Origin of the sequence: Streptomyces sp. NPDC002265 (assembly GCF_040296125.1) — a bacterium.
Taxonomy (GTDB): Bacteria; Actinomycetota; Actinomycetes; order Streptomycetales; family Streptomycetaceae; genus Streptomyces.
On sequence record NZ_JBEOWS010000212.1, the window covers coordinates 1 to 16,935 of the forward strand.

The following is a 16,935-nucleotide window of genomic DNA, read 5'->3' on the forward strand; positions in this document are numbered from 1 at the left end:
GTACGGCTGACGCGGCCGAGTCCACCGCACGGCTCACCCGGCGGGGCCCGCCGCACGGCTCACGTGTCCAGGTCCGGGATCGGGGCTCCGGAGGGCACGCCCGCCGCGACGTAGGCGTCGTAGTACTCCTTCCAGTGCACACCGGTCCCGGAGTGCGGCCCGGCGGGGCGCTCGCCGCGCGCGAGGGCGTCGAGCGCGGCGAGGCACACCTCCCAGCCGGCGCCGTTGCGGGCGGCGGCGTCCGCCTGGCCCAGCACGTCCGTGAAGACGAGCCGAGTGCGTCCGTCGCGCGCCTCGGCCAGGTCGAAGCACAGCTCGTCGCCGCCCCAGTCGAAGCAGAGCGCCCGCGGCGGGTCGACGTGCACGACCCGCCCGGTCGAGGGCGGCATGTGCGGGTCGCCGCTGAAGGCGACGGTGCCGCCGGGGCGCAGCTCGATCTCCGCGCGGGAGGGGAACCAGTGGACGAGTTCGTCCGCGTCGGTGACGAACCGCCACACCCTCTCGACCGGGTGGTCGTAGGTGCGCTCGAAGCGGACGGCGGTGCGGCCGTCCTCCAGGGTGAGGCAGGTGCCGGTGAGGTCTACGGGCATGGTGGTTCGGTCCTTCCTTCGCTGTGACTGATCGCCGACGGTCTGTGGGGGGTCCGTACGGACGACGGGTTCCCTCCTTCAGCGAAACGTTGCCGTTTCGTTGGAACTGTTCTAACCTCCATGTGTACGAAACCGTTTCGTTCAATCCTTGGCAAAGTCCCGGGCCGCGCCATGCCCGGAACACCGCGAAGGGCGGACGACCGTCCCTGGAGTGGTCCCCGATGTCCCAGAAGACCGTGACCGAAGACACCCGTAAGGGTGCCGCGCAGGCACCGCCCGGGGCCTCCCCGAAGCGGTGGTGGATTCTCGCGATCATCGCCATCGCCCAGCTCATGGTGGTGCTGGACGCGACCATCGTGAACATCGCCCTGCCCTCGGCCCAGGCCGACCTCGGCTTCTCCGACGGCAACCGGCAGTGGGTCGTCACCGCGTACGCGCTCGCGTTCGCCTCCCTGCTGCTGCTCGGCGGCCGGATCGCCGACCTCTTCGGGCGCAAGACCGCCTTCCTCATCGGCGTCGTCGGCTTCGCCGTCGCCTCCGCGCTCGGCGGTGCCGCGACCGGGTTCGGCATGCTGGTCGTCGCCCGCGCCCTCCAGGGAGCCTTCGGCGCCCTGCTGGCGCCCGCCGCGCTCTCCCTGCTGAACACGACGTTCACCGACGCGCGCGAACGGGCCCGGGCGTTCAGCGTGTACGGCGCCATCGCCGGCGCCGGCGGCGCGGTGGGCCTGCTGCTCGGCGGACTGCTCACCGACGCGTTCGACTGGCGCTGGACGCTGTACGTCAACGTGGCCATCGCGGTCGTCGCCTTCGCGGGCGGCTGGGTCCTGCTGAGCAGCCACCGCGACGCCGCGAACGCCAAGCTGGACGTGCCCGGCACGATCCTCGTCGCGGCCGGCCTCTTCTCCGTGGTCTACGGCTTCTCCAACGCCGAGACCCACGACTGGAGCTCCCCACTCACCTGGGGCTTCCTGATCGTCGGCGTCATCCTGCTGGCGGCCTTCGCCTGGTGGCAGACCCGCGCCGCGCACCCCCTGCTGCCGCTGCGCATCCTGCTCGACCGCAACCGCGGCGGCTCGTTCCTCGCCGTGCTGATCACCGGTGCGGGCATGTTCGGCGTGTTCCTCTTCCTCACCTACTACCTCCAGCTCAACCTCGGCTTCAGCCCGACCAAGACCGGTGTGGCGTTCCTGCCGATGGTCGTCGCGCTGATGGTCGCGGCGCAGGTCGGCACCACGGTCCTGATGCCCCGCATCGGCCCGAAGACCGTCATCCCGCTCGGCTTCGCCATCGCCACGGCCGGCATGGCCTGGCTGTCCGGGCTCGAGGTCGGCTCCTCGTACTCGAGCGCCGTCCTGCCCCAGCTGGTGGTAACCGGCCTCGGCCTCGGCCTGGTGATGCCGCCGGCGATGCAGATGGCCACCGGCGGGGTGGCGGCCGAGGACGCCGGTGTCGCCTCCGCGACCGTCAACGCCATGCAGCAGGTGGGCGGTTCGATCGGTACGGCGCTGCTGAACACGCTGGCCGCGACCGCCGCGTCCGACTACCTGGCCGGCCGGGACGCGACCAGCAAGCTGGTCCAGGCGCAGGCGTCGATCGAGAGCTACACCACCGCCTTCTGGTGGTCGGCCGGCCTCTTCGGCGCCGGAACGGTGATCGCGTTCCTGCTCTACCGGCGCGGAGTGCCGCAGCAGGACGCGGACGCCCCGCAGGTCGTCCACATGTGAGTCGGCCGACGGCAAGTCAATCGGTTCCGCGGGAAGTTCACCGCTTCGGATGAACAAGATCGCAGGAGACGCCGGGCAGGGGTGAGCGCAGCTCCACCGGGGTAGCTAGGCAGCCCCGAAACCCCCTGCCGCGGTGGAGCGACCATGACTCCGCAACCCCCCGACCGCGACCCTCCCCCCGCCCCCAACGCCTGCGCCCGCACCCGGACGAGCGGCCCGTTCACGGTCGTCGAGGTGACGGGCGAGGTGGACATCGCCACCGCCGGCCTGGTCGCCGAGCACCTGACCGCGGCGGTCTCGCCGCCGCTCCCGGACGTGCTGGTCGACCTGCGGCCGGTCGCGTTCCTCGACTGCTCGGCACTGCGCGTGCTGTGCCGGGCCGAGTCGCGGGCCGTCGAGCACGGCGGCCGCCTGCGGATCGTCTCCGACGATCCGCGGGTGCACCGGCTGCTGCGGGCGGCGGGCCTGCTGGGCCGCTTCCCGCCGCTGCCCGCACTCCCCGGACAGTGGCGGGACTCCACGTGATGCCAGGGGCCGGCCGGAGGCCCCACTCCGCCCGGCCGGCCCCTGGTGCGAGATCGCACGGGCCCCGCGACTGGGGCTCGCACTCCCCACCTGCGGGCCTCTCCTCGTGCTCACGGAGGCCGTACGATCCCGGTTCATGGGGTCAGAACTCGAACACGCTGGTCCCGTAGGCGCTCTTCACGCACGCGTTGGCGAAGGTGCGCTCGTAGGAGACGCGCTTGCCCTGCCAGACGCCGTCGATCGTGACGACGACGGGGGCGTACTCCCTGGTACACATCACGTCGCCCCGCATCGTGGTCGTGAGGGCATCGAAGTCGCCGCCGACGGCGCGTAGTTCGGCACAGGCCTGGAGCGCGGCCGGATGGGTGCCGGAGGCCGTCGGGGCGCAGTTCAGGGTGACCGCCCGCGCCGGGGTCGCGACGGCCGCGCTCTCCCCCTGGCCCACGGTGAGCACCAGGGCCGAGGGGGCGTAGAGCGACGTCGGGCTGACGCCCTGGGCAGCGACCGAGGCCCCGGTGAGGGGTCCGCAGACGGCGACGGCGGTGAGGCCGAGGGCGGCTGCCAGGCGCGCGGTGTTCCGCATTGTGTGCATCCTTCCGCTGGATTCGAGGTGGCGCCGGCCGCGGACCGGTGGGTGCCACGGCGGCGAGCGCGAGTCTGCCGAGTCCGGCGTCGAAACACACATCGAACCCATAGGTTTCGGTAACATTGCGTATTGAATCAGTGGCGTGAAGTCACGGAATTCGAACAGCGCATCCGCTCAACCACGGGGATTCCGCTCTCAAGAACCGGCCAGATGGCCCGTTTCCACGTGCTCGTTAATAGTCCGGAAACATTCCACTTCCGCTCGCGACGGACTTTTTCGCGCCGCCTTGTGTTCATCTTCGAACCGCGCCGACCGCTCCGCCGGGCCCCGGACGGCCGCCCCGGACCGCACGAGACGGCCGGCGGCCCCTGAGCACCGGCGTCCGGCCCCTGGCCTGCGGATCGTCACATACCCGCGGGTATGGTCGGCGTGCAGCGCACGCTCGACGACGAGAGGCGACAGGAATGGCCAAGCACTGGGCGGACTTCCAGTACGAGATCTACCTCAACGGGATGACGGGTGCCGTCCCCAGGCTGCCCACCGATCTGACCCGGCTGGAGGAGCTGACCGAGCAGCGGCTCGGCCCCGGCCCGGTCGGCTACGTGGCGGGCAGCGCCGGCGACGGCAGTACGGCGCGCGCCAACCGGGCCGCCCTGGAGCGCCGCCGGATCGTGCCGCGGATGCTGCGGGACGTGCACGAGCGCGATCTGTCGGTGGAGGTGCTGGGCCGCCCGCTGCCCGCCCCGCTGGCGCTGGCCCCGATCGGCGTGCTGTCGATCATGCACCCGGACGCCGAGACGGCCGCCGCGCAGGCCGCCGCCGCGCAGGGCGTGCCCTACATCCTGTCCTCGGCGTCCAGCACTCCGATGGAACAGGTCGCGCAGGCGATGGGCGACGCCGAGCGCTGGTTCCAGCTGTACTGGGCCAAGGACCGCGAGGTCACCCGGAGCTTCCTGAACCGGGCCAGGGCCAGCGGGTACACCGCGCTGCTGGTCACCCTGGACACCCCGCTGCTGGCCTGGCGGCCGCGCGACCTGGACCAGGCCTATCTGCCGTTCCTGCACGGCGTGGGCACCGCCAACTACTTCTCCGACCCGGCCTTCCGGGCGGGGCTGGCCAAGCCGGTGCACGAGGACCCGAACGCGGCGGTGATGCACTTCGTCGGGATGTTCGCGGACCCCGCCAAGACCTGGCCGGACCTGGCGTTCCTGCGCGAGAACTGGGACGGCCCGATCGTGCTGAAGGGCATCCTGCACCCGGACGACGCCCGGCTCGCCGCCGACGCCGGCATGGACGGCGTGGTGGTGTCCAACCACGGAGGCCGCCAGGTGGCCGGATCGGTGGCCGCGGCCGACGCGCTGCCGCGGGTGGCCGCGGCGGTCGGCGACCGGCTCACGATCCTGTTCGACAGCGGCATCCGCACCGGCGACGACGTCTTCAAGGCGCTCGCGCTCGGGGCGCGGGCGGTGCTGCTCGGCCGCCCGTACGCCTACGGCCTCGGCCTCGACGGCCGTTCCGGCGTCGAGCACGTGATCCGCTGCCTGCTGGCCGAACTGGACCTCACCCTGGCCCTGTCCGGACACGCGCGCCCCACCGACGTCGGCGCCGCGGACCTCGTCGAGGACCCCGCGTGAGCGCGCCGGGCGGCAGGGCGCGGCCGGTCAGGCCGTCCGGTCCGACAGCTCGACCGGCCGGGCGGTCGCGGTGCCGGTGACGGCCGACGATCCGGGGACGGCCGACGCCACGTCGGTCAGCCAGCGCTGGCCGACGGAGTGGTCGCGGACCTTGACGACGAGGCCCGCTCCCGGGTTCCCGCCCGCGGGGGCGAGGGCCAGGGTCTCGTCCCAGCGGGGCAGCAACTCGCCCTGCACGGTGAGGTCGTAGCGCACGTCGTCGCCCCGCGCCTCGCTCTGGTCGGCGCAGGTGCCGAGGATGACGACACCGGCGTCCGCATGCGCGTCCAGGCACAGCGCCGGGTCGGCCATGCTGCGCAGCAGGCCGTCGTCCTCGTACGTCCACTGCTGGGTCCAGGCCGAGGAGCAGACCGCGAGTTCGGCCGCCGTGCCCGCCTTCGGCACACCGGCGATGTCGAGGCACAGGTCGGCGTCGGCGTTGCGCAGCCGGGTCTGCCGGGTGCCGGTCGGCAGCCGGCCGCCGCCGGACGCGGCATGGGAGTCGGTGGCGGGGGCCGTGGCCTGGCCGCCGGTCGCGCCGGCGGAGGCGGCCGCGTCGGCGCCGCCGTCGTCGCCCGGCCAGAGCCCGACGACGAGCAGGGTCGTCAGCACTCCGGCCGAGGCGAGGCCGACGCCGGTGCGCATCGCGTTCGGCGAGCGCGTCCCGTCCGGGGCCCGGCGGGTCGGCAGCGGTATACGGGCGAGGAGGCTGCGGGACGCCGCGCGGCGCGATCCACGGCGGCCGCGCCCCGCCGAGCCGCGCCCGCGGGCACCTTCCTGGGCCGAGCGGCCGGGACGGGAGTCGGCATAGCGCCGGGCGCCCCAGCCGAGCACCGCCTCGGCGAGCAGGACACCGAGACGGCCCTCGAAGTGCCCGAGCTGTTCGGCGGCGGAACGGCAGTAGCGGCAGTCCACCAGGTGCCGCTGGACGTCCGGCAGCAGCCCGTTCCCGCGGCGCATCGGAACGTCGAGGAGACGGTTGTAGTGGCGGCACTCGGCGGTCGGCGACAGGTCCCGGTGGGCCCGTACGACGCCCTCTCGGAGCTTCTCCCGGGCCTGGTCCAGCGCGTCCGTCGCGGTGTCGACGTCCATGCCCAGCAGGCCCGCGGGGACCGACACCGGCTCCGCCTCGACCTCGGCGTGCCACAGCAGGCACTGGGCGAAGGGCGGCAGGGACTGGAACGACCGCTGGGTCAGCTCGCGGTTCTCCGGGGTCATGGACTGCGCGGTGCGCATACCGCGCCCTCCGGCGGGCTTCTGCAAGGCCGGCAGCACGGCGGCCACGTCCTCCGCGGCGGCCCAGTGGCGCACGGTGTCACGCACGGTCACCAGCAGCCGGGGGCGCAGCGCGGCGGCGGGCTCGCCGAGGTTGAGGCGGTCGAAGACCTGGTGGAACGCGGCGCCGGTGACCATCGCGGCGACCTGTGCCGAGGACGCCAGGCAGATGGCCGCGTAGGCGTGCACCGGCTGCCAGTGCCGGGCGATGAGCAGCGCGGTCGACTGGGCGACCTCGGCGTCCGGGCCGCCCCTCATCCGGAGCGCGAGAGCCTCGTCGGATTCTCCGGGGTCCCCGCCGGACGGGGAGAAGGGCGGACGAGGGGGGTGGGGGGTGGACACTGAGCGGATTCCTTCCCATGCGCGCGTGAGCACACAGAACTTGCGGTCACCCCAGGCGTCGCGGGGTCGCCGCGTACCTTTCGGGTGGGTGCGGGAGAGCGAATTCGCCGGGCGCGCACCGGCCCCGCTGCACCGAAGGACGATCGAGACCGGCCATGACCCCCCGCACGGGTCCTTCAGCCTTACACAACTCACTCGTGCGCAACAAGCCGCACGAACAACAACCGCCTCTTTGACAAATAGTCAGATAGCGCGCCAACTCACGCCCCATGTGTACGCATTCGGGAATTCTGCGCCCCGTGTGAAACGCGCGCACACTCCGGGGCTCCGCGCACTCTCCCGGCGCCCGGACCGGTGCGGTGGACTGGACCCCGGCCTCTCCTAGAAAGGCCCCGCGCGGGACGGCGGCTCTTCCGCGCGAAACGGCCGCCGGCCTTGTTCCGTCCGCCCTAGGCCGGCGGCCCCGGGACCCCCTGGGGCCTGTCTGACATTTCCCGCCGCCCGCCGGGAGGGACGGACGGGAACTGTCAGGCAGGCCCTGGCGGGGCCTCGGGGATTCAGAGCTGCCAGGAGCGCAGCCGGTCGGCCGCGCCGTACACGTCCGTCTTGCCGCTCATCAGGTCGCGGGCGAGATCGACGAGGGCGCCGTAGGGCGGATCGATGCCGACACCGCTGACGAACATGTAGGCGACGGCGGTCGCACAGGCGAAACGCGCGTTTGCCGTCGGCAGGGGTTTCAGCAGGGCGAGGGTGTGCAGCAGCGCGGCGGCACGCCAGGCGGGATCCGAGTCGACCCCGAGCCGGGGCGGGTCCACCCGGTGCCGGGCGACGGCGGCCACCAGCGCGGAGAAGTCGTTGACGGTGGGCTGGTCGGGCAGTACTTCCTCATGGCGCTGAAGCAGCCACGGCACGTCGATGTGGATGACGGGTGCCATCGGTCAGGCGGCCCGCCCCTCACCCTTGGCGGGCGGTTCGTCGTCCGGGAAGGCGGCCGCGAACTCCTCGGCGTGGGTGGCGAAGAACCGGCGGAACGCCTCCGCTCCCTCCTGGAGCGCCCGGTGCCGGGCTATGTCGGCCGCGGCGGCCTCGCGCACGAGCGCCTTCATCGACGTACCGCGTTCCTTGGCGATCTGCCGCAGGTCCTCTAGCTCGCGGTCGCTGAACTCCACGTTGAGAGCTGGCATGCATCTCACGGTACCGCGCGGCCACTTTCCCGTAAATATCCGCAGGTCAAAGGCATATGCCTGCGGTACCCGAGGGTCACGTGGGACCTTGGAGCGGTCCCGCGCGGCCCCCGGGCCGGGGTGACCGGCAGCACCCGGGAGATCCGGACGGGCTCCCGCCCCGTCCGGACCGGCCCTAGGCGTCAAGTCTGCTGATCCGCACCGCCCCTCGGGTCTCCCCCGGATGCGCGCTGGTCAGGGTGAGCCGCAGCCGGGAGCCGGTCACCGCGTCGAAGGTGATCAGCGTCGGGGCGTCCGAGGCGGTGGCCCGGTCGACGGACACCCCGGTCACCGGCACGTACCGGCCGCCGTGCCAGACCGCGACCTCGACCGCGGCGGGCGGTGTGTGCGTGGCGTCCTCGGTGAAGGACACCGCGACCCGGTCGAAGCTCCGGGTCCGGCCCCAGTCGACGGTGACCCAGTCCTCGGGGCGCGCGCCGCTGAACGCCGGCAGCAGGGCCGTCGCCGACTTCGCGAAGGCGTTGGACCAGCCGGTGGCCGGGTCGCCGTCCAGCATCGCGGCCGGGAGCGTGTCGGGACGGCCGGAGTAACCGGCGTCGGCCCGGGGGTGGTTCGGCGCGGGCGGCTGCTCGGGGGCGAACCGCGCGGCCGGGGTGGTCGCCGCCGAACGGGCCCGGGTGGTACGCACGGTCGCGGTGTCCGGGCGCAGACCGTCCGCGCGCGCCGTCACCTTCAGCGCGCCAGCCCCGGTGCCGGAGCGCACGATGGCCAGGGCCTTGCCGTGGAAGGCGGTGCGAGTGGTGGCCTGGTAGCGCTCGGCGCTCTCCTGGCGGCCGTTGTCGAGCCCGGCGAGGGAGCCGCCCGCCACCGCGAAGGTGATCAGGTCCTCGGCGTCCGGCACCACCACGCCCCGGGCGTCGACCACCTCGGCGGTCACGAACACCAGCGAACGCCCGTCCGCGGCGAGGGAGGTGCGGTCCGGGGTGAGCCGCAGGGCGTGCGGGGCGCCGGCCGTGCGCAGCACGTCGGTGGCGACCGTCTTGCGCCCGCGGCGCGCGACCGCCTTCAGCTCGCCCGGCGCCCAGGCCACCCGCCAGCTGAGGTGGAGTTTGCCCGCGCTGCCGTTCGGGCTGGTGTAACTGCCCGGATGGGGGCCGCCGGTGAAGGTCTTGTCGTCGCCGGTCGCCTCGGTGGTCTCCAGATAGGTACGGCCGTCGGTGGTCGTCTTGGTGTCGAAGGTCCGGGTGCCGAGCGACTTGCCGTTCAGGAACAGCTCGACGGTGTCGACGTTGGCGTACGCCCACACCTCGACGGTCTCGCCCGGCTCGTGGTTCCAGGTCGCCGGCAGCAGGTGCACCATCGGCTCGTCGGTCCACTGGCTGCGGAAGAGGTGGTACATGTCCTTCGGGAAGCCGGCCGTGTCCACCGCGCCGAAGAAGGACGCCTTCACCGGGAAGACGTCGTAGGGGGTGGGCTCGCCGATGTAGTCGATGCCCGACCACAGGAACTGGCCCGCGAACCACTTCCGGTCCCGGTCCTTCTTGTGCCCGTACTCGCCGCTCATGGTCCAGGAGGCGAGGTTGTTGTCGTAGGAGGAGGTCGCCCGCCGCCCCGGGGTGTGGTTCTCGCCGGTGTTGAGGTGCTCCGGCTCCTGGTACGCGCCTCGCGTCGAGGTCTCCGACGACGACTCGGACTCGAAGAGGAAGAGGTGCGGGTAGGCCGCGTGCAGGGCGTCCACGGACTGCGCGGTGTTGTAGTTGAGGCCGAGTCCGTCCAGCTTGGCCAGCATGAGATCGGCTGCGGAGCCCTTGGCGGGCAGCCGCCGGTATTTGTCGGAGCCGATGACGAGCGGGCGGGTGCCGTCGGCGGCCCGGACCGCCCCGATGATGCGGTCCGCCATGGCGAGTCCGGCGGTGGTGGTGGAGTCGGGGATCTCGTTGCCGATGGACCACAGCACCACGGCGGGCGAGTTGCGGGCCGCGAGGACCATCTCGGTGGCGTCCTTCTCGCACCACTCGTCGAAGAACCGGCCGTAGTCGTAGCGTGTCTTGCCGGTGCGCCAGCAGTCGAACGCCTCCACCATCATCACGATGCCCAGTTCCTCGCAGACCTCGATCATCTGCGGCGAGGGCGGGTTGTGGGAGGTGCGGAAGGCGTTGACGCCCATCGACTTCATGAGGGTCATCTGGCGGCGTACGGCGTCGGTGCTGACCGCGGCGCCCAGCGCGCCGAGGTCGTGGTGCAGGTCGACGCCCTTGATCTTGGCGTGGACGCCGTTGAGGTGGAAGCCCTCGTCCGGGTCGAAGCGGAAGGTGCGGATGCCGAAGGGGGTGCGGTAGGTGTCGGTCCGCTCGCCCGCGACCCGCAGTTCGGTCTCCAGGGTGTAGCGGCGCGGGGTGGCGAAGTCCCACAACTTCGGTTCTGGGACGGTGAGTTCATGGGTCTCGGTGACCGCCCCGGCGACCGCGGCGGGAACGGCGACCGTGGTGGACGTACGGCCGACCGTCCGGCCGCCGGGCGCGACGATCCGCGAGACGACCTCGACGTCGGCGGCGGCGCCGGAGGCGTTGACCACCTGGGTGCGCACCCGCACGACGGCGCGCTCGGCGGCGACCTCCGGCGTGGTGACGTGGGTGCCCCAGCGGGCCACGTGCACGGGTTCGGTGACGACCAGGCGGGCCTCGCGGTAGATGCCGCTGCCCGAGTACCAGCGGCTGCTGGGCAACTGGTTCTGCACCTTGACCGCGAGGACGTTCTCGGTGGTGCCGTCGGTGTGCACGAGGTCGGTGAGGTCGAGGGCGAAGCCCGTGTAGCCGTACGGGTGACGGCCCGCCTCGGTGCCGTTGCAGTAGACGTACGCGTCCATGTAGACGCCGTCGAACTCCACCGAGATCCGCCGTCCGGCCAGGGCCGGGGGCAGGGTGAAGGCGAGGCGGTACCAGCCGAGGCCGCCGGGGAGGAAGCCGGTGCCCGCGGTGGTGCCGTGCTCGGTGGTGGGGGTCTGCTCGATGCTCCAGTCGTGGGGCACGACCACCTCGCGCCACCCCGAGTCGTCGTGGCCGGGCTCGGCGGCGTCGGCGTACGCGCCCGTCGGGTCGGTGAGGCCGCCCGGGTCGACCAGCGCGAAGCGCCAGCCGTCGCGCAGGGGGACCGTACGGCGGCCGGAGGGGCCCTGGGCCGCCGCGGCGGCCCAGGCCTGCGCGGTACCCGGCAGTGCTCCGGCGGCGGCCGGTGCGGCGGCGGTGGCGAGCAGGACCGATCTGCGCGTGACCGTCATGACAACTCTCCTTCATCAAAGCTCATCAAAGCCCAGAAGTACTCACAACTGATCGCGAACAAACAGAATCTGATGATGGGTCACCCCCGCGCGTCAAGGGTCCGTGCGGACTCCAGCTCGCACGGAGTCCCCTGCGCCGCACTTCAACGGCCGGACATCGCCGCGGCCGGAGCAGTTCGCGTACGGCATCCCGGAGCATTCCGCGTACGGCGTCACGGTCCCCACGGGAGCCGTACGCACTAGGCTGGAAGCTCAAGTGACCCACTTGTCACTGTGAGTGCGCGATGGAGTGGCGACGATGACCCCGGACTACCCGTTCGACGATGCCGCGACGGCACGGGCTGTCATCGCCGGTGACGGCACGGTGAGCTCATGGAACGCGGGAGCCCGGCGGCTGCTCGGCTGGGAGGCGGCCGAGGTCGTCGGACGGCCGGCCGCACGGCTGCTGGCCGACGGGGACAGCCAGCCGGCGCCCGTCTCGGCCGGGGGCCGCTGGTACGGCACGGTCACGCTGCGCCACCGCGACGGCCGCGCCCTGCCGGTGTGGCTGCTCGCCCACCACCGCGGGCCGCAGAACGGCGAGCCCGGTCACTGGCTCGTCGTCACCCCGCTGGAGGCCGCCGACCAGCCGGCCGCGGACACCGCGCTGTCCTTGGACGCGCTGGTCCAGGCCCCGTGCGCCGTCGCGATCTACGACGAGCGGCTGCGGCTGCGCCACGCCAACAAGGCCATGGCGGAGGTGCTGGGCCTGCCCGAGGAACGGCTCCGGGGCCTGCGGGTCTCCGAGATCGGCGGCAGACCCCACAGCGTGGAGCTGGAGGCGCAGCTGCTGCAGGTCCTCGTCTCGGGCCGCCCGCTGGACAGCAGGTCGTTCCTGCGCACCGGCGGGGAGAGCCGGACGCGCGCCTGGCTGGCCCGGATGGCGCCGGTCACCGACGCCGAGGGCCGGGTGCGGGGCGTGTGCCTGGCCGTCCACGACCTCACCGAGAGCCACCTCGCCCGCGAACGGCTGCAACTCGTCAACGAGGCGAGCATGCGGATCGGCACCACCCTCGACGTCACCCGGACCGCGCAGGAGCTGACGGAGGTCTGTGTGCCGGCCCTCGCCGATTTCGTCAGCGTGGACCTGCTGGATCCGCACGATCCGGGCGGCGAGCCGCCGGGGCCGTTCACCGCCCCGGCCGAACTGCGCCGGGCCGCCCACCGGTCGCTGCACCCGGGCAGTCCCGAAGCCCTGGTCAAGCCGGGGGACACCCAGGCCTACCCGGCCGGATCGCCCCAGGCCGACGCGCTCGTGGCGGGCCGCACGATCGCCGCGACGGTCGCGGGCGGCTCGCTGGACCAGTGGCTGGCCTGGGACGGCGCCCGCGACGGACGGGTCACCGAGCTCGGCGTCCACTCCACCATGGCCGTGCCGATCCAGGCCCGTGGCACCACGCTCGGCGTGGCGGTCCTCACCCGGTTCCGGCGGCCGGACCCCTTCACCTCCGACGACGTGATGCTGGCGGAGGAGGTGACCGCGCGGGCCGCGGTGTGCATCGACAACGCCCGCAGGTACTCCCGCGAACGCGAGACGGCCCTCGCGCTGCAACGCAGTCTGCTGCCCCGCACCCTGCCGCGCACGGCGGCCGTGACGGCCTCCTCCCGCTACCTTCCGGCGGCCCGGGCCGGGGTGGGCGGCGACTGGTTCGACGTGATCCAGCTGTCCGGGATGCGGGTCGCGCTGGTCGTCGGCGACGTGGTGGGCCACGGCATCCAGGCCTCGGCCACCATGGGCCGGCTGCGTACCGCGGTACGCACCCTGGCGGACATCGACCTGGCCCCCGACGAGCTGCTCACCCACCTCGACGACCTGGTGCTGCGGCTGTCCGCGGACTCCGGCGGCGAAGGCCGCCCCGGCGAGGTCGGCGCCACCTGCCTCTACGCGGTGTACGACCCGGTCTCCCGGCGCTGCACGCTCGCCCGCGCCGGACACCCGCCGCCGGTGATCCTGCCGCCGGGCGGGACGCCGCAGCGGGTCGACCTGCCCAGCGGTCCGCCGCTCGGCCTGGGCGGGCTGCCCTTCGAGTCGACCGAGCTGTACCTGCCCGAGGGCAGCGTCCTGGCCTTCTACACGGACGGGCTGATCGAGTCCCGCGAGCTCGACATGGAGGCCGGGCACGGGCTGCTGGTCGAGGCGCTGGCGGCGCACACGGGCTCCCTGGACGAGACCTGCGACCGGATCCTGGGCACGCTGCTGCCCCCGGGCGGGGCCTCCGACGACGTGGCCCTGCTGCTGGCCCGCACCCAGGGACTGTCCGCCTCCCAGGTCGCGAGCTGGGACATCCCGGCCGATCCCGCGCTCGTCGCCCGGATCCGCAAGCAGGTCGTCGAGCAGCTGGCGCTGTGGGGGCTGAGCGAGGCCGCGTTCACCGCGGAGCTGGTGGTCAGCGAGCTGGTCACCAACGCCATCCGGTACGGCGCCCGTCCGATCGGGCTGCGGCTGATCCACGATGCGGCCACACTGATCTGCGAGGTCTCCGACACCAGCCACACGGCCCCGCACCTGCGCCGCGCGAAGACGTGGGACGAGGGCGGCCGGGGCCTGCTGCTGGTCGCCCAGCTCACCCAGCGCTGGGGCAGCCGGCACACCACCGACGGCAAGACGATCTGGGCGGAGCTGGCGCTGTTCGAGGAGGGCTGAGTTCCGGCCGAAACGGGCGGACCCCGGCCGGCGACCGCGTCGGACCGCCGAGAGAGGGCACCCGATGTACATGTCACAGTCGAAGAGCCTCTCCACCGCGCTGCTGTGCGCGTTCGCGCTGCTGGGGCCGGCGACAGCCTGCTCCGCCGCGGACGGCACACCGGCCGCGTCCCGGCCCGCCGCCGACAGCAGCGGCACCGCGCCGGGCACGACGAGTACGGCGACGCGTACCGCCACCGGTACGGCGCCGGGGGCGGCCCCCGGCGCGACCGGTGGCCACACGCCGGGTGCCGCGGCCGGCACGCGCTGTCACACCTCGCAGCTGCGTGCCTCGGTCGGTCGCAACAACCCGGGGGCCGGGCAGGAGAACTTCCCGCTCGTCCTCACCAACAGCTCCTCACGCACCTGCACCCTGTACGGCTTCCCGGGCGCCGCGTTCCTGGACGGCGCGGGCCGGCAGGTCGGACCGGACCCGAAGCGCACGTCCGGCCAGGCGCCCACGACCGTCGAGCTGGCCCCGGGACAGAGCGCCTGGGCCGGGCTGACGTTCTCCAACCCGGAGATCAGCGAGGCGAGCACGGCGATCCCGGACTGGCTGCTCATCACTCCGCCGGACGAGCAGGATCCGCTCAAGGTGCACTGGACGGCCGGGAAGGTCCCGGTGGCCGGCAACGCGTCGTCGGTGTTCCTGACCGTGTTCAGCGCCGGCCGCGGCGCCTGAGGACCGCTCCACGGGCCGCCCGGGCCGGTCAGCGGCGGCCGCCGCCGTTCCGGCCGTAGCCGCCCCCGCCGTTGCCGTAACCGCCGCCGTAGCCGCCCCCGCCGTACGGGCCGTCCCCCGCGCAGGCGTACGGGTAGTACGTGCACAGGTCCTCGTCCGTGGCCGAGGCGGTCGGTGCCGGCGTCGGGGTCGCCGACGCCGTCGGGCGGGCCGTGGTGGGCTTCGGGGCGACGGTCTTCTTCGGGACCGTGCCCGCGCCGGCCGTGGGCGAGGGCGAGGTGTCGGCGTCCCAGTTGACGGCCTGCATCTGCGGCCCGGTCTCGGAGGTGTCGATCACCCAGCGCTGGACCGAGGTGTCGGTGCGGTTCTTCAGCACCAGGGCACCGGATCCGTCGGCGGCGGCGGGGCTGAGGGCCAGGTTCTGGTCCGAGCGGGGCACCAGGGTGCCCTGGAGGGTGAAGTCGTAACGGACGTTCCTGCCTCCCGGCTCGGACTCGGCGGCGCACGGCTCCAGCCGCACCGAGTAGCCGAGGCGGGAGTCCAGGCACAGGCCGCGGATCGCGGCGCTGCGCAGCAGGCCGTCGGTCTCGTACGTCCACTGCTCGCCCGGCGCGGCCGAGCAGGTGGCGAGCACCGCCTCGGCGCCTTCGACCGGCTTGCCGGAGACGGCGACGCACAGTCCGGAGGCCAGGTTGTGCAGCCGGCCGCGCAGGGTGCCCTGCTGCTCAGTCCCACTGCTGACCCACGAGGGGTGGGAGGTCGCCGTGCTGTTCGTACCGGTGCCGGTGGCCTCGGTGCCGCCGGCGGTTCGCTCCGGCCGGTGCTCGGAGCCCAGGGCGGACCACAGGACCAGGGGCAGCACGACCAGACCGCTGACCGTGAGGACGGCGGCGGCGAGGTTGCGGCGGCGGGCGGCCCTGGCCCGCTGGGCGGAGCGGCGCGCGCCCCGGGACCGGACGGCCTCGCCGGGCTCGGACCCGTGCTCCGCGGCGGTGAACGACTCCCCCGCGACGCCGGTGGCCGTGCCGGGCCCGGCCGTACCGGCTCCCGGCACGGGGCGCCGCTCCCGGGCCGCGCCGGCCGCGGCCTCCACGGGACCGGTCAGCCGGGACGCCACATAGTCGGCGGCCCCCCAGCCGAGCACGCCCTCGGCCAGGGCGAGACCGAACCCCGTGTTGAACACGGCCAGTTGGTCGGCCGTGTCACGGCAGTGCCGACAGCCGTCCAGGTGCCGGCGCAGATCGGGGTCGACGTCGGCGCCGCCGCGCCGGTAGGTGACGTCCAGCAGCCGGAGGTACTGACGGCACTCCTGCCGGGGCGCGAGCTCCTGGTGGAGCTGGAGGCACTCCTCGCGTATCCGGTCGCGGCCCCGGCGCAGCGCGACCCGCGCGCCCTCCTCGTCCAGGCCGATCAGCGCGGCGGGCACGGACAGCGGCTCGGCCTCGACCTCGACGTGCCACAGCAGACAGCGGGCGGCCTGGGGCAGCCGCTGGAACGCGCTGGACAGCAGGCGCCGGTTCGCCGGTGGCAGCAGCCGGGCGGCCGCCCGGTCGCCGTCCTCGGCCGCGGAGCGCAGTGCGGGGTGGAGCAGATCGCGCCGGTCGTCGGTGTCCCATTCGGCCGCTATCCGGCGCACGGTGACGAGCAGCCGGGGCCGCCAGGCCGCGGTCGGCCCCTCGTGGCGCATGGACTCGCCGAACAGCCGGGTGAACGCGGCGGTGGTCAGCATGCCCGCGGCGCGCGGGCCGTCGGTGCACAGCCGGGCATAGGCGAAGGCCGCTTCCCAGTGACGGTCCAGCAACTCGCCGACGGGATGCAGCGCGGGTGACGCCCCCGTCCACTGCTTCAGCTCCGCGCTCAGCTGAGCGTCGGTCGCCCCGGATCGGAGCTCGGGTTCCGGGGAATTCGTCGGGCCTGCCTCATTCACGGCTGCATTCCTCCCAATGACCTGCGGCATAAGTCCGTACCAAGAGTCACGGGACTCCGTCGACAGGATGAAGGGAGCCCCGATTGCACAGCGTTCGGCATCTCGGACGTCCGCCGGTGGCAGCTCTTTCGAAGCGTGGGGGGTGGACGGGAGTGGCCTTGTGCGCGCGGCAGGTAATTCCTTGACCGCACGCGGACAACGCACACCTTTGCACAGGCCGGGGAGACGGAACAAGTGATCCCGGAGTTTTCCGTATTCGGCTTCCTCCAACGGTAATTGACAAAACGTCAATCGACATCACGGGACGGTTTCCCGTCCTTGTGCGAGGAGGAATTTCGGTAAGCATTCACCGGCCGATACGCACCTTTACGGGATGTCGCGGGGTTCGCGGAAGGCCCCGCCGACCGCGAGGCGTCCGTGCGGTACCC

Annotated in this window: 12 protein-coding genes; 5 read left to right on the forward strand and 7 right to left on the reverse strand. The window is 73.2% G+C overall.

The window, feature by feature from the left end; genetic code table 11:
• Window positions 1–59: 59 nt before the first annotated feature.
• The gene (locus tag ABT085_RS30060) at window positions 60–590 is read right to left on the reverse strand and encodes an SRPBCC family protein (RefSeq protein ID WP_351614733.1); all 531 of its coding nucleotides are present in this window, start codon (window positions 588–590) and stop codon (window positions 60–62) included.
• Between the two features lie 221 nt (window positions 591–811).
• Here ABT085_RS30060 and ABT085_RS30065 point away from each other — a divergent pair, with 221 nt between their 5' ends.
• Together ABT085_RS30065 and ABT085_RS30070 are read left to right on the forward strand one after the other, a co-directional pair.
• A complete protein-coding gene (locus ABT085_RS30065) occupies window positions 812–2,314 on the forward strand; it encodes an MFS transporter (protein WP_351614736.1) in 1,503 nt (500 codons plus the stop codon).
• Window positions 2,315–2,458: 144 nt separating this feature from the next.
• Window positions 2,459–2,839 carry an STAS domain-containing protein gene (locus ABT085_RS30070; RefSeq protein WP_351614738.1) on the forward strand — a complete coding sequence of 127 codons (381 nt, stop codon included), beginning with the start codon at window positions 2,459–2,461 and terminating at the stop codon, window positions 2,837–2,839.
• 142 nt (window positions 2,840–2,981) lie between these two features.
• On the opposite strand, the gene ABT085_RS30075 is transcribed toward ABT085_RS30070, so the two are convergent.
• Window positions 2,982–3,422 (reverse strand): subtilase-type protease inhibitor, encoded by a 441-nt coding sequence (locus ABT085_RS30075; protein WP_351614741.1) that lies wholly within the window; start codon window positions 3,420–3,422, stop codon window positions 2,982–2,984.
• A gap of 467 nt (window positions 3,423–3,889) precedes the next feature.
• Here ABT085_RS30075 and ABT085_RS30080 point away from each other — a divergent pair, with 467 nt between their 5' ends.
• Window positions 3,890–5,059 carry a lactate 2-monooxygenase gene (locus ABT085_RS30080; protein ID WP_351614744.1) on the forward strand — a complete coding sequence of 390 codons (1,170 nt, stop codon included), beginning with the start codon at window positions 3,890–3,892 and terminating at the stop codon, window positions 5,057–5,059.
• 27 nt (window positions 5,060–5,086) lie between these two features.
• Here ABT085_RS30080 and ABT085_RS30085 read toward each other — a convergent pair whose 3' ends face one another.
• The 4 genes from ABT085_RS30085 to ABT085_RS30100 form a co-directional block, all read right to left on the reverse strand.
• Window positions 5,087–6,715, reverse strand: coding sequence for a ricin-type beta-trefoil lectin domain protein (locus tag ABT085_RS30085; RefSeq protein ID WP_351614747.1), 1,629 nt, complete (start codon window positions 6,713–6,715; stop codon window positions 5,087–5,089).
• 557 nt (window positions 6,716–7,272) lie between these two features.
• Complete coding sequence (locus ABT085_RS30090) at window positions 7,273–7,650, reverse strand: toxin Doc (protein WP_351614750.1); 378 nt, start codon at window positions 7,648–7,650, stop codon at window positions 7,273–7,275.
• Window positions 7,651–7,653: 3 nt separating this feature from the next.
• A complete protein-coding gene (locus tag ABT085_RS30095) occupies window positions 7,654–7,899 on the reverse strand; it encodes a hypothetical protein (protein WP_351614753.1) in 246 nt (81 codons plus the stop codon).
• Between the two features lie 175 nt (window positions 7,900–8,074).
• A complete protein-coding gene (locus tag ABT085_RS30100) occupies window positions 8,075–11,176 on the reverse strand; it encodes a glycoside hydrolase family 2 TIM barrel-domain containing protein (RefSeq protein WP_351614756.1) in 3,102 nt (1,033 codons plus the stop codon).
• Between the two features lie 298 nt (window positions 11,177–11,474).
• Here ABT085_RS30100 and ABT085_RS30105 point away from each other — a divergent pair, with 298 nt between their 5' ends.
• A complete protein-coding gene (locus ABT085_RS30105) occupies window positions 11,475–13,859 on the forward strand; it encodes a SpoIIE family protein phosphatase (protein WP_351614759.1) in 2,385 nt (794 codons plus the stop codon).
• A 70-nt stretch (window positions 13,860–13,929) separates the two neighbouring features.
• Window positions 13,930–14,580, forward strand: a complete 651-nt coding sequence (locus tag ABT085_RS30110; protein ID WP_351614762.1) for a DUF4232 domain-containing protein — start codon at window positions 13,930–13,932, stop codon at window positions 14,578–14,580.
• Window positions 14,581–14,608: 28 nt separating this feature from the next.
• On the opposite strand, the gene ABT085_RS30115 is transcribed toward ABT085_RS30110, so the two are convergent.
• Complete coding sequence (locus ABT085_RS30115) at window positions 14,609–16,507, reverse strand: ricin-type beta-trefoil lectin domain protein (RefSeq protein WP_351614765.1); 1,899 nt, start codon at window positions 16,505–16,507, stop codon at window positions 14,609–14,611.
• Between the last annotated feature and the right edge of the window lie 428 nt (window positions 16,508–16,935).

What these genes read in the sequence shown, in the direction of transcription:
- ABT085_RS30075 (WP_351614741.1), bottom strand. Translation starts at nt 3,422, where the DNA reads ATGCGGAACACCGCGCGCCTGGCAGCCGCCCTCGGCCTCACCGCCGTC.
- ABT085_RS30095 (WP_351614753.1), bottom strand. Translation starts at nt 7,899, where the DNA reads ATGCCAGCTCTCAACGTGGAGTTCAGCGACCGCGAGCTAGAGGACCTG.
- ABT085_RS30100 (WP_351614756.1), bottom strand. Translation starts at nt 11,176, where the DNA reads ATGACGGTCACGCGCAGATCGGTCCTGCTCGCCACCGCCGCCGCACCG.
- ABT085_RS30060 (WP_351614733.1), bottom strand. Translation starts at nt 590, where the DNA reads ATGCCCGTAGACCTCACCGGCACCTGCCTCACCCTGGAGGACGGCCGC.
- ABT085_RS30090 (WP_351614750.1), bottom strand. Translation starts at nt 7,650, where the DNA reads ATGGCACCCGTCATCCACATCGACGTGCCGTGGCTGCTTCAGCGCCAT.
- ABT085_RS30070 (WP_351614738.1), top strand. Translation starts at nt 2,459, where the DNA reads ATGACTCCGCAACCCCCCGACCGCGACCCTCCCCCCGCCCCCAACGCC.
- ABT085_RS30110 (WP_351614762.1), top strand. Translation starts at nt 13,930, where the DNA reads ATGTCACAGTCGAAGAGCCTCTCCACCGCGCTGCTGTGCGCGTTCGCG.
- ABT085_RS30080 (WP_351614744.1), top strand. Translation starts at nt 3,890, where the DNA reads ATGGCCAAGCACTGGGCGGACTTCCAGTACGAGATCTACCTCAACGGG.
- ABT085_RS30105 (WP_351614759.1), top strand. Translation starts at nt 11,475, where the DNA reads ATGACCCCGGACTACCCGTTCGACGATGCCGCGACGGCACGGGCTGTC.
- ABT085_RS30065 (WP_351614736.1), top strand. Translation starts at nt 812, where the DNA reads ATGTCCCAGAAGACCGTGACCGAAGACACCCGTAAGGGTGCCGCGCAG.